The sequence below is a fragment of the Rhodopseudomonas sp. BR0M22 genome, assembly GCF_010907035.1.
Lineage (GTDB): Bacteria > Pseudomonadota > Alphaproteobacteria > Rhizobiales > Xanthobacteraceae > Rhodopseudomonas.
In genome coordinates this window covers 1-12,171 of record NZ_QUMK01000101.1, presented here as the reverse complement: position 1 = coordinate 12,171, position 12,171 = coordinate 1, and the positions used below count along the sequence as shown (strand labels likewise).

General features: G+C 63.8%; 10 protein-coding genes. All 10 read right to left on the bottom strand.

The window, feature by feature from the left end; genetic code table 11:
• The coding region (gene lpdA / locus DY468_RS23260; RefSeq protein WP_164607810.1) for a dihydrolipoyl dehydrogenase at window positions 1-1,325 on the bottom strand (1,325 nt) is incomplete at its 3' end.
• 31 nt (window positions 1,326-1,356) lie between these two features.
• Entirely contained in the window at window positions 1,357-2,103 is a 747-nt protein-coding gene (locus DY468_RS23255) for an SDR family oxidoreductase (RefSeq protein WP_164607808.1), read from the bottom strand.
• 7 nt (window positions 2,104-2,110) lie between these two features.
• On the bottom strand, window positions 2,111-2,512 hold the full coding sequence (locus tag DY468_RS23250) for an MAPEG family protein (RefSeq protein WP_164607806.1): 402 nt from the start codon (window positions 2,510-2,512) through the stop codon (window positions 2,111-2,113).
• On the bottom strand, window positions 2,512-3,660 hold the full coding sequence (locus DY468_RS23245; RefSeq protein ID WP_164607804.1) for a PDDEXK family nuclease: 1,149 nt from the start codon (window positions 3,658-3,660) through the stop codon (window positions 2,512-2,514). The genes DY468_RS23250 and DY468_RS23245 overlap by 1 nt, the downstream gene beginning before the upstream one ends.
• A gap of 20 nt (window positions 3,661-3,680) precedes the next feature.
• Window positions 3,681-4,928 (bottom strand): 2-oxoglutarate dehydrogenase complex dihydrolipoyllysine-residue succinyltransferase, encoded by a 1,248-nt coding sequence (gene odhB / locus DY468_RS23240; protein ID WP_164607802.1) that lies wholly within the window; start codon window positions 4,926-4,928, stop codon window positions 3,681-3,683.
• A gap of 105 nt (window positions 4,929-5,033) precedes the next feature.
• Window positions 5,034-7,991: a 2-oxoglutarate dehydrogenase E1 component gene (locus DY468_RS23235; protein WP_164607800.1), complete on the bottom strand. Its 2,958-nt coding sequence runs from the start codon at window positions 7,989-7,991 to the stop codon at window positions 5,034-5,036.
• A 153-nt stretch (window positions 7,992-8,144) separates the two neighbouring features.
• On the bottom strand, window positions 8,145-8,618 hold the full coding sequence (locus DY468_RS23230) for a GNAT family N-acetyltransferase (protein WP_164607798.1): 474 nt from the start codon (window positions 8,616-8,618) through the stop codon (window positions 8,145-8,147).
• A gap of 360 nt (window positions 8,619-8,978) precedes the next feature.
• Window positions 8,979-9,863, bottom strand: a complete 885-nt coding sequence (sucD, locus tag DY468_RS23225; protein WP_164607797.1) for a succinate--CoA ligase subunit alpha — start codon at window positions 9,861-9,863, stop codon at window positions 8,979-8,981.
• Window positions 9,864-9,928: 65 nt separating this feature from the next.
• Entirely contained in the window at window positions 9,929-11,125 is a 1,197-nt protein-coding gene (sucC, locus tag DY468_RS23220) for an ADP-forming succinate--CoA ligase subunit beta (RefSeq protein WP_164607795.1), read from the bottom strand.
• Window positions 11,126-11,220: 95 nt separating this feature from the next.
• Window positions 11,221-12,171 (bottom strand): malate dehydrogenase (gene mdh / locus DY468_RS23215; RefSeq protein ID WP_164607794.1); only part of this gene is annotated, 951 nt, incomplete at its 5' end.

Below are 12,171 nucleotides of genomic sequence, written 5' to 3'. Positions count from 1 at the left end.
GTGCGGGCCAGATCTTCTGCCGAGCCGCCGAATTCCATCAGCACGGCCGCTTCGTGGATCATTTCTCCGGCCTCGCGGCCGATGATGTGGACGCCGAGCACCCGGTCGGTCTTGGCATCGGCAAGGATCTTCACGAAGCCATCGGTGGTCTGATTGACCTTGGAGCGGCCGTTGGCCGTGAACGGGAATTTGCCGACCGTGTAGGCGATGCCGGCCTGCTTGAGGTCCTCTTCGGTCCTGCCGACGCTCGACACTTCCGGCGTGGTGTAGACCACGCCCGGAATGACGTCGTAGTTCACATGACCGGCCTTACCGGCGATCAGTTCGGCAACTGCGACGCCTTCATCCTCGGCCTTGTGGGCGAGCATCGGGCCACGCACCACGTCACCGATCGCGTACACGCCCTTCACACTGGTGGCGAAGTGGTCGTCGATCACCACACGGCCGCGCTCGTCGAGCGCCACCCCGGCTTCCTTCAGCCCGAGGCCCTCGGTGTAGGGGACGCGACCGATCGCGACCAGAACGACATCGGCTTCCAGCGTTTCCGGATTGCCGCCTGCCGCCGCCTCGACCTTCACGGCGAGCTTGGCGCCCGAGGTGTCGACGCCGGTGACCTTGGCGCCGAGCTTGAAGGCAAAGCCCTGCTTTTCCAGGATCCGCTGGAATTGCTTGACCACCTCGCCGTCCATGCCCGGCAGGATGCGATCGAGGAATTCGACCACGGTGACCTCGGCGCCGAGACGGCGCCACACCGAGCCGAGCTCGAGCCCGATCACGCCGGCACCGACCACGATCAGCTTGCCCGGCACCTTGTCGAGGGACAGCGCGCCGGTCGACGACACGACGCGCTTCTCGTCGATCTCAATGCCCTTGAGCTGGGCGACCGCCGAGCCGGAGGCGATCACGATCGACTTGGTGTCGACGCTGGTGGCCTTGCCGTCGGCCCCCGTCACTTCGACCTTGCCGGCGCCGAGGATCTTGCCCTTGCCGACCAGCACGTCGATCTTGTTCTTCTTCATCAGGTATTCGACGCCTTTGACGTTGCCGTCGATGCCCTGCTGCTTGAAATTCATCATCGCCGGCAGATCGAGCTTCGGGGCCGACACGCCGATGCCCATCTTGGCGAACGAATGCCCGGCCTCTTCGAATAGCTCGGAAGCGTGCAGCAACGCCTTCGACGGCATGCATCCGACGTTCAGGCAGGTGCCGCCGAGCGTAGCGTTCTTTTCCACCACCGCGACCTTGAGGCCGAGCTGAGCCGCGCGAATCGCACAGACGTAACCGCCGGGGCCGGTGCCGATGATGACGAGATCGTAGCTAGCCATAGTTCAATCCTGTGAGTTGGCGCCGACGCGACTATCGTCCCCCGGACACGTCGAGGATGGCGCTGGTGACATAGGACGCCTCGTCGGACAGCAGCCAGACGACGGCACTCGCGATTTCTTCGGCGCGCCCGACGCGCTGCATCGGGACGTTGACGCTGAGCCGATGCGCGCGTTCCGGATCGCCGCCGGAGGCGTGAATCTCGGTATCGATCAGACCGGGGCGGATCGCCGCGACGCGAATGCCTTCGCCGGCGACTTCGTGACCGAGCCCGACCGTGAACGAGTCGACCGCTCCCTTGGAGGCGGCGTAGTCCACATAGGTGTTGGGCGAGCCGAGCTTGGCGGCGACCGACGACAGATTGACGATGACACCGCCCTGGCCGCCATGCCGGGTCGACATCCGCTTGACCGCCTCGCGGGCACACAGAATGCTGCCGGTGACGTTGACCGCCATGATGCGCTGAATGCGTTCGGCCGACATTTCGTCGACCCGTGCGGTCGGGCCGACAATGCCGGCGTTGTTGACCAGCGCACCGAGCGGGCCGAAAGCGTCCGCGGCGGCAAACAGCGCCAGGATGTCCTCTTCGTGCCCGACGTCGCATTTCACCGCGATCGCCTTGCCGTTGCTGGCAGCAATCTCGGCCACCACCTCGTCGGCCGCGGCCGAATTGCTGGCGTAACCGATCACGACCTTGAAGCCGCGCTTGGCGCAGCCGAGCGCAGTGGCGCGGCCGATACCCCGGCTGCCTCCGGTGATGATGACGACACGGTCGGTCATGCGCTCCTCAGCTCAGCAAACGAATCAGCATGGCGATCAGCGCCAGCAGCGCGACGAACCAGACGATGCTGCGGGCGAACGGAATTTCGATGATGTAGAGCGGCGCGTACAAGGCGCGGGCAATCAGCCAGACCACCGACGCCGTGGCGGCATAGCCGCCGGTCTTGCCGGTGATCGCCAGCGCCAGAGCGATGCCGACGAACGCCGGGTAGGTTTCGAGCAGATTGCGGAAGGCACGGGACGCGCGGCCGGCGAACCGTCCTTTCGGGGTCCGCGGCTCGTCGCGCGGGCCGGCCTGGTAATCGCCGCCGAGCTCCATGGTGGTCGGGATCGAGGCGAGGAACATCTGCACGATCAGCAGCACCACGCTCCAGCCCAGCACCGTGATTTCGGTCGGCATCGGCTGCATCAAGGCTTCCCGCTCAAGGTATCAACGGGGGCGACGACCTCTTGAATCTGCTTTGCGAAGGTCAGAAAGAAGAGGTCCAGTCGACTCCACGCATCTGAATTGTCTAGGGCCGGAAGCAAGAAGGCGGGCTCACTTGTGGGCTTCGCTTTTGGAAGATCAAGCACCGCATCTCTGAACTTATCGAAAAATGCCAGCCGCGCTTGATCGGATTCGAATCCTGGAATTTTGGCCAACATGTACCCTGAGATCGCCACACGCCCATCTGCGCGGACATACAGGACTCGCATGTATTCGGCACTAACTCGAAAGTCGACGACAATGCTTTGGCCGACAAAATCGATCTTCGCTCCCCACGCACTCGTCAGATCGAGAAATTTCTTCAGCTGCTCGGCTGATGAAGCTCCCGGCGTGAAGATGAGAGACAGCCATTCATCCAGATTGGCGACACTCAATGTTTGGGTGGCGGACTTGCTAGCAGTGGCCCGTGAACTGGCGCCTATCAGCCTTGGAACCAGCACACGATTTGCACCATCGTAGTAAGGTTTTAGCTCAAGCGCGAGAATGCTCGCCTGGGTCAGCTGGTCATTTAGGTACTCGACAATGCGCGCCAGTTCGGCGGAGATGGCATCCGCCACGATAATCAGCCGTATTCTACCACTGCCGAGATTAGAACGAACGACCTGCCAAAACCCCTCAAGATTTGGGCTGTCTGATTGCAACAGCTTTGCCAGTTCAATGTCGGCAAGGGTACCAGATTGATTGCACGTCGCCTCGAACAACTTTGAAATGTCCGCGACCCGCCAAAAATTAGTAGCATTGGCTGCATACTCAAGAATCTGAGCCACAACTTGCCGTCTGGCTCTTGTGTCTGATGCTCGTTTAACTTCAACGAGGGTTAGCACCCCATCTTGATCAAGATAGACGTGATCGACCGACCACTGCGCTGCTCCACCTTCCTGATTGGGTATCGCCACTTCCCTGCCAACCAACACCCAACGTCGAGCGCCCTGTTCTCCGAAATCGGCGTCGGTCAGTAGCTCCGGGAAAGAGGCCAGAAGTGCCTGAAATTCATCTTCAGATCCGAAAGCCACCTGCGGCATCTTGGTGATGCCGGCACCCTTGTTCAGAATAAAAAGGCTCTGTGACAATCTAAATCCTCTCGGCGGTCTTACAGATCCAGCACCAGCCGGGCCGGATCTTCCAGGCTTTCCTTGACGCGGACCAGGAAGGTCACGGCTTCCTTGCCGTCGATCACGCGGTGATCGTAGCTCAGCGCCAGATACATCATCGGCCGGACTTCGATCTTGCCGCCGACCACCACCGGACGTTCCTGGATCTTGTGCATGCCGAGGATGCCGGACTGCGGCGCGTTCAGGATCGGGGTCGACATCAGCGAGCCGTAGATGCCGCCGTTGGTGATGGTGAAGGTGCCGCCCTGCATCTCCTCGATCTTGAGCTGACCATCGCGGGCGCGCTTGCCGAAATCGACGATGTTCTTCTCGATGTCGGCGATCGATTTGGTGTCGCAGTCGCGCACCACCGGCACCACCAGCCCCTTGTCGGTGCCGACCGCAACGCCGACGTGGTAGTAGTTCTTGTAGATCAGGTCGGTGCCGTCGATCTCGGCATTGACCGCCGGGATGTCCTTCAGCGCCTGGACGCAGGCCTTGGTGAAGAAGCCCATGAAGCCGAGCTTGGCGCCGTGCTTCTTCTCGAACACGTCCTTGTACTGTGCGCGGAGAGCCATGACGTTGGTCATGTCGACCTCGTTGAAGGTCGTCAGCATCGCGGCGGTGTTCTGAACTTCCTTCAGCCGGCGCGCGATGGTCTGGCGCAGCCGGGTCATCTTGACCCGCTCTTCGCGAGCGGCATCGTCGGCCGGCGAGGGGCTGCGGACCTGCACGGCGGCGGCGGGCTGGTTGACCGGGGTCGGCGCGGAGGCCGCCTTCTCGATCGCCGCCAGCATGTCGCCCTTGGTGACACGGCCGTCCTTGCCCGAGCCCGGCACGGTCGAGGCGTCGACGCCACTCTCGGCCGACAGCCGGCGCACCGACGGCGCCAGCGGCGCGTCGGACGGCGGGGTCTTGGCGGCAGGGGCGGCAGCCGGGGCCGGTGCTGCCGGAGCCGGCGCGGCAACGGGAGCCTTGGCGGGAGCGGCGGCCGCGGACTTGGCCGGGGCCGCGCCGTCGGTAATCTGGCCGAGCAGCGCGCCGACCGCAACAGTCTCGCCATCCTTGGCGACGATCTCGCCGAGCGTGCCGGCGGAGGGGGCCGGCACTTCGATCGTCACCTTGTCGGTTTCGAGCTCAACGAGCGGCTCGTCGACCGCGACAGCCTCGCCGGGCTTCTTGAACCAGCGGCCGATGGTCGCCTCGGTCACCGATTCGCCGAGCGTCGGAACGCGAATTTCAGTCATCGTCATCGTCCTTTTGCAGCGTCGCGGCTATGGCGCCAGCGTCCGCCCCTTTGATCCAAACTCAGGAAAAAACCGAAGGCCGCCGACCGCCGGCGGCCCGATTCGTCAACGCAACGCGTCGTCGAGGAACGCCTTGAGCTGCGCCAGATGCTTCGACATCAGGCCGGTCGCGGTCGCCGCCGAAGCGGGGCGGCCGGCGTAACGAGGCCGGCGATGCTTGGCTTCGATCTGGTTCTGCACCCACTCCAGATACGGCTCGATGAAATGCCAGCCGCCCATGTTGCGGGGCTCTTCCTGACACCACACCAGCTCCGCATCCTTGAACCGTGACAGCTCGTGTACCAGCGTCTTGAGCGGCACCGGATAGAGCTGCTCGACGCGCAGCAGATAGACGTCGTCGATGCCGCGCTTTTCGCGCTCGTCGTAGAGGTCGTAGTAGACCTTGCCGGAGCAGACCACGACGCGGCGAATCTTGGCGTCCGCCACCAGCCTGGTCTTTTCGTCCGGCTGCGTCTGCGCGTCATCGAGCAGGATCCGGTGGAAGCTGGTATCGGACCCGAGTTCGTCGAGCCGCGACACGGCGCGCTTGTGCCGCAGCAGCGACTTCGGCGTCATCAGGATCAAGGGCTTGCGGATCTCGCGCTTGAGCTGACGGCGCAGCACATGGAAGTAGTTGGCCGGGGTGGTGGGGTACACCACCTGCATGTTGTCTTCGGCGCACATCTGCAGATAGCGTTCGAGACGCGCCGACGAGTGCTCCGGCCCCTGCCCCTCGTAGCCGTGCGGCAGCAGGCAGACCAGGCCGGACATGCGCAGCCACTTGCGTTCGCCCGACGAGATGAACTGGTCGAACAGCACCTGCGCGCCGTTGGCGAAATCGCCGAACTGGGCTTCCCACAGCGTCAGCGCATTCGGCTCCGCCAGCGAGTAGCCGTATTCGAAACCGAGCACCGCTTCTTCCGACAGCAGCGAGTTGATCACCTCGTAGTGGCCCTGATCGGGCGACAGGTGGTTGAACGGGGTGTAGCGGGTCTCGTCTTCCTGATCGATCAGCACCGAATGGCGCTGCGAGAAGGTGCCGCGCTCCGAGTCCTGTCCGGACAGACGGATGCGATGGCCTTCCAGCAGCATGGTGCAGAACGCCAACGCCTCGCCGGTCGCCCAGTCGATGCCGTTGCCGCTGTCGATCGCCTTGGCGCGGTTCTCCAGGTAGCGCTGCACGGTGCGGTGCAGCCGGAAACCTTCCGGCACCTTGGTGATCTTGTGGCCGATGTCCTTGAGGGTCGGCAGGTCGACGCCGGTGATTCCGCGCCGCGGCTCTTCTTCCTGGTCGGCGAACTTGAAGCCGGCCCATTTGCCGTCGAGCCAGTCGGCCTTGTTCGGGCGATAGCTGGACGCTGCCTCGAACTCGGCGTCGAGCCGGGCGCGCCAATCGGCTCGTGCCTTGTCGACTTCGCCTTCGGTGATCACGCCGTCAGCGATCAGCCGCTTGGAGTAGATCTCCAGCGTGGTCGGATGGCCGGCGATCTTGCGATACATCATCGGCTGGGTGAACGACGGCTCATCGCCTTCGTTGTGGCCGTGACGCCGGTAGCAGAACATGTCGATGACGACCGGCTTGTGGAACTTCTGCCGGTACTCGACCGCGATCTTGGCAGCGAACACCACCGCTTCCGGATCGTCGCCGTTGACGTGGAAGATCGGCGCGTCGATCATTTTCGCTACGTCGGAGGGATATGGCGAGGACCGCGAGTAGCGCGGATAAGTGGTGAACCCGATCTGGTTGTTGACGATGAAGTGGATCGAACCGCCGGTACGGTAGCCCTTCAGGTCGGACAGCGCGAAGCACTCGGCGACCACGCCCTGGCCGGCGAACGCAGCGTCGCCGTGCATCAGCAGCGGCAGCACCGAAACCCGCTCCTCGGGCAGATCGCCGTGCTGGTCCTGCTTGGCGCGGACCTTGCCGAGCACCACCGGATCGACGATTTCGAGATGCGACGGGTTCGCGGTCAGCGACAGATGGACCTTGTTGTGGTCGAACTCGCGGTCCGACGAGGCGCCAAGATGGTATTTGACGTCGCCCGAGCCTTCGACTTCGTCGGGGTTGGCCGAACCACCCTTGAACTCGTGGAACAGCGCCCGATGAGCCTTGGCCATCACCTGGGTCAGGACGTTGAGGCGGCCGCGGTGCGGCATGCCGAGCACGATTTCGCGCACGCCGAGATTGCCGCCGCGCTTGATGATCTGCTCCAGCGCCGGGATCAGCGCTTCACCGCCGTCGAGGCCGAACCGCTTGGTGCCGGTAAACTTCAGGTCGCAGAACTTCTCGAAACCTTCGGCTTCGATCAGCTTCATCAGGATCGCGCGCCGGCCCTCGCGGGTGAAGCTGATTTCCTTGTCCGGACCTTCGATCCGCTCCTGCAGCCAGGCCTTCTGCGCACCGTTGGAGATGTGCAGAAACTCGATGCCCATGGTCTGGCAGTAGGTGCGCTCGCAGATTGCGACAATGTCGCGCAACGAGCCGTATTCGAGACCAAGAACGTGATCGAGGAAGATCTTGCGGTCGAGATCGGCCTCGGTGAAGCCGTAGGACCGGATGTCGAGCTCTTCATGATCGCGCGCCGGCGACAGGCCGAGCGGATCGAGCTTGGCGTGGAAATGGCCGCGCATGCGGTAGGCGCGGATCAGCATCAGGGCACGGACCGAATCGCGGGTCGCCTGCAGCACGTCGGCTGAGGACAGCTCGACGCCGCGGCTCTGCGCCTTGGCCTGCAATTTCTGACTGACGGTCTTTTCGACCTGGTTCCAGTTGCCGTCGAGCGCCGAGGTCAGCTCGTCCCGCGGAGTCAGGGGCCAGTTCGCCTGCTCCCAGGACGGTCCCTCGGCGTTCTTCTGGATGTCGGCAGGGCTGTCTTTCAGACTCTGGAAGAATGCCTGCCAGTCGGCATCGACCGAAGACGGATCGGTTTCGTAGCGGGAGTAGAGATCGTCGATATAGGTAGCGTTGGCGCCCTGCAGAAAAGACGAGAGGGCGAAAGCGGCATTCGCGTCCTGGCGAGACATGATTGCGTCCTGATTATGAGATCGCGACTTAATCGCGATAAACCGATCCAGTTACTGGATCAGCAACATAGTGCACCTTTTATCCTATTCTAGGGAAATGTAAGCTCGGAACGACACAAGCTTTGAATTCCAGCTTCAAGTTTTCGCGCGCAGTCAGGCAGGATGCTCGTGGGTGTGCGCGGGACTGCCGGCATTGCCGTCGTCCCAGCGCATCAGTGGACGCGTCGGCGATCGGCGCGCGATTTCGACGAAGCCGAGTTTAGCGAAGGTTGCGGGCGTGCCGACAAAGCCCTCGGCCGAACTTTTTGCCGCCTCATTGGGACAGGCTTCGACGCAGGACGCGCCGCAGGCGATGGCGTGGTCCACCGCCGCCTTGATCAGCCGAGCCGTGAGGCCGCGACGCCGGCAACCGACCCGGACGTACAGGCACGAAATGAACCAGTTGGCTCCGACCGGACGGTCGGGCAGCGGCGCGGCAACACGCGACCGCATCAGAACCGGATAGGCGCTCCGGGGCGCCACCGCACACCAGCCGACCGCCCGCCCCCCATCGATCGCCAAAATGCCGGGCGGCTGTTCCGAATCTGCCAGACGGTGCAGCGCGGCTTTGCGCGCGGCCTTGCCCATGGCGGTGAACTGGCTGCGGCTGACCCGCCACCACATGCACCAGCAACCGCTGTCCGCCCCTCGCTCGGCTCCAAACAGATCTTCCAGCAGAGGCCAAGTCGTCAAAGACAGCGGCAGGAAACGCAGCTCGCGAAAACCCGTCATGCCCTCCCCCGATGCTGGTCGGCCCCGACCATCGGCGGCGTAACGTGCAGATCAGATCTCGGAGCGGAGGTTCACGACGATCCGCACGGCCTTGCCGGTCATGGCGACCAGCAAACGAAAGCCTCGGTTCTGAGTCAATCAGAACCGAGGCTTTGCGATGAACGGGCTGCTATGGGCGTCTCGCCGCGGCCTAAAGAGCGGCGACCGCTCGGCTGCTCAGCGTTTCAGCACCTCGACCAGCGTCTTGCCGAGCCGCGCGGGCGACGGCGACACGGCAATGCCGGCCGCTTCCATCGCGGCGGTCTTCGAGGCCGCATCGCCCTTGCCGCCCGAAATGATCGCGCCGGCGTGGCCCATGCGGCGACCGGGAGGAGCGGTGACGCCGGCGATGAATCCCACCGTCGGTTTCTTGCGGCCGCGCTTGGCCTCGTCGATCAGGAACTGGGCGGCGTCTTCTTCGGCCGAACCGCCGATCTCGCCGATCATGATGATCGAGGTGGTCTTGTCGTCGGCCAGGAACATCTCCAGCATGTCGATGAACTCGGTGCCCTTGACCGGGTCGCCGCCGATGCCGACCGCGGTGGTCTGACCAAGGCCCTCGGCCGAGGTCTGGAACACCGCCTCATAGGTCAGCGTGCCGGACCGCGACACGATGCCGACCGAGCCCGGCTTGAAGATGTTGGCCGGCATGATGCCGATTTTGCATTCGCCGGCAGTCATCACACCGGGGCAGTTCGGTCCGATCAGCCGCGACTTCGAGCCGTTCAGCGACCGCTTCACCCGCACCATGTCCAGCACCGGGATGCCCTCGGTGATGCAGACGATCAGCGGGATCTCGGCGTCGATCGCCTCGCAGATCGCGTCCGCAGCGCCCGGCGGCGGCACGTAGATCACCGACGCGTCCGCACCGGTCTTTTCGCGCGCTTCGCGCACCGTATCGAACACCGGCAGGCCGAGATGGGTCGAGCCGCCTTTGCCCGGCGAGGTGCCGCCGACCATCTTGGTGCCGTAGGCGATCGCCGCCTCGGAATGGAAGGTGCCGTTCTTGCCGGTGAAGCCCTGGCAGATAACGCGGGTATTGCTGTCGATCAGAATGGACATGGTCGGTGATGCTTTCGCGGTCGAACGGGATGGTCGGAGGCAGTGTCAGAGGCCGACAAGCGGCCTCAGGCTCCCTTCACGGCGGCGACGATCTTCTGCGCGGCGTCGTCGAGATTGTCGGCGGGCAGCACGTTGAGGCCGGAATGCTTGATGATCTTCTTGCCGGCTTCGACATTGGTGCCTTCGAGGCGAACCACCAGCGGCACGTCGAGACCGACTTCCTTCACCGCCGCGACCACGCCTTCGGCGATCACGTCGCACTTCATGATGCCGCCGAAGATGTTGATCAGGATGCCCTTCACGTTCGGATCGGCGGTGATGATCTTGAACGCCGCCGTCACCTTCTCCTTGCTGGCGCCGCCGCCGACATCGAGGAAGTTGGCCGGGCTCATGCCGTACAGCTTGATGATGTCCATCGTCGCCATCGCCAGGCCGGCACCGTTGACCATGCAGCCGATCGTGCCGTCGAGGGTGACGTAGTTGAGGTCGTACTTCGACGCTTCGATTTCCTTGGCGTCTTCCTCGGTCTCGTCGCGCAGCGCCTGGATGTCGGCGTGGCGATACAGCGCGTTGCCGTCGAACGAGATTTTGGCGTCGAGGCACTTCAGATCGCCCTGCTTGGTCAGCACCAGCGGGTTGATCTCGAGCATGTCCATGTCTTTGGCGACGAAGGCGGCGTACAGCTTGGCCACCATTGCCTCGGCCTGCTTGGCCTGCTCGCCCTTCAGGTTCAGCGCCTTGGCGACGGTGCGGCCGTGATGGCCCATGATGCCGGTCGCCGGATCGACCGTGAACGACACGATCTTCTCAGGGGTCTCGTGAGCGACGTCTTCGATCGACATGCCGCCCTCGGTGGAGACTACGAAGGAAATCCGCGAGGTGGCGCGATCGACCAGCAGCGACAGGTAGAACTCCTTGTCGATGTCCGAGCCTTCCTCGATGTAGAGGCGGTTGACCTGCTTGCCGTCGGGACCGGTCTGCACCGTCACCAGCGTGGCGCCGAGCATCTGCTTGGCGAAATCCTTGACCTCGTCGATCGACTTGGCGAGGCGGACGCCGCCCTTGTCACCGGCCGAGGCTTCCTTGAACTTGCCCTTGCCGCGACCGCCAGCGTGGATCTGGCTCTTCACCACCCAGACCGGACCGCCGAGCTGCTTGGCAGCGGCTTCCGCCTCGGACGCCTTGAAGATCGGGAAGCCGTGACCCACCGCCACGCCGAACTCGCGCAACACCGCCTTGGCCTGGTATTCGTGAATATTCATGGAATTGCCCTTCGCCAGATCGCATCCAGCCGATTGAACCGCGACGCTGCGCCGGCCCTCAGTGAGCCGGCGCAGTCAGTTTCGTTAGACGTTCCTCAGCGACCGAGCAGATCGGGCGCAATCTTCTTGCAGGCGTCGACCAGACCCTGAACGGCAGCGACCGACTTGTCGAACGCTTCCTTGTCCTTGCCGGCCAGTTCGATTTCGACGATGCGCTCGACGCCCTTGTCGCCGATCACCACCGGCACGCCGACATACATGTCCTTGACGCCATATTCGCCATTGAGGTGAGCCGCAACCGGCACCACCCGCTTCTTGTCCTTCAGATAGCTCTCGGCCATCGCGATCGCCGACGCCGCCGGCGCGTAGAACGCCGAGCCGGTCTTCAGCAGGTTGACGATCTCGGCGCCGCCGTTGCGGGTGCGGTCGACGATCTCGTCGAGGCGAGCCTGCGAGGTCCAGCCCATCTTGATCAGGTCGGGCAGCGGAATGCCGGCGACGGTCGAGTACTTCACCAGCGGCACCATGGTGTCGCCGTGACCGCCGAGCACGAAGGCGGTGACGTCCTCGACCGAGACGTTGAATTCGTCGGCCAGGAAGTAGCGGAACCGCGCCGAGTCGAGCACGCCGGCCATGCCGACGACCTTCTTGGCCGGCAGGCCCGAAGCCTTCTGCAGCGCCCAGACCATCGCGTCGAGCGGGTTGGTGATGCAGATCACGAACGCGTCGGGCGCGTACTTCTTGATGCCGGCACCGACCTGCTCCATCACCTTGAGATTGATGCTGAGCAGATCGTCACGGCTCATGCCCGGCTTGCGCGGCACGCCGGCGGTGACGATCACCACGCGGGCGCCTTCGATCGCCTCGTAGGAATTGGCACCCGTCAACTTGGAGTCGAAACCGTCGACCGGCGACGACTCGGCGAGATCCAGCGCCTTACCCTGCGGCACGCCCTCGGCGATGTCGAACAGCACCACGTCGCCGAGCTCCTTCAGCCCGATCATATGTGCCAGCGTACCGCCGATCTGGCCGGAGCCAATCAAAGC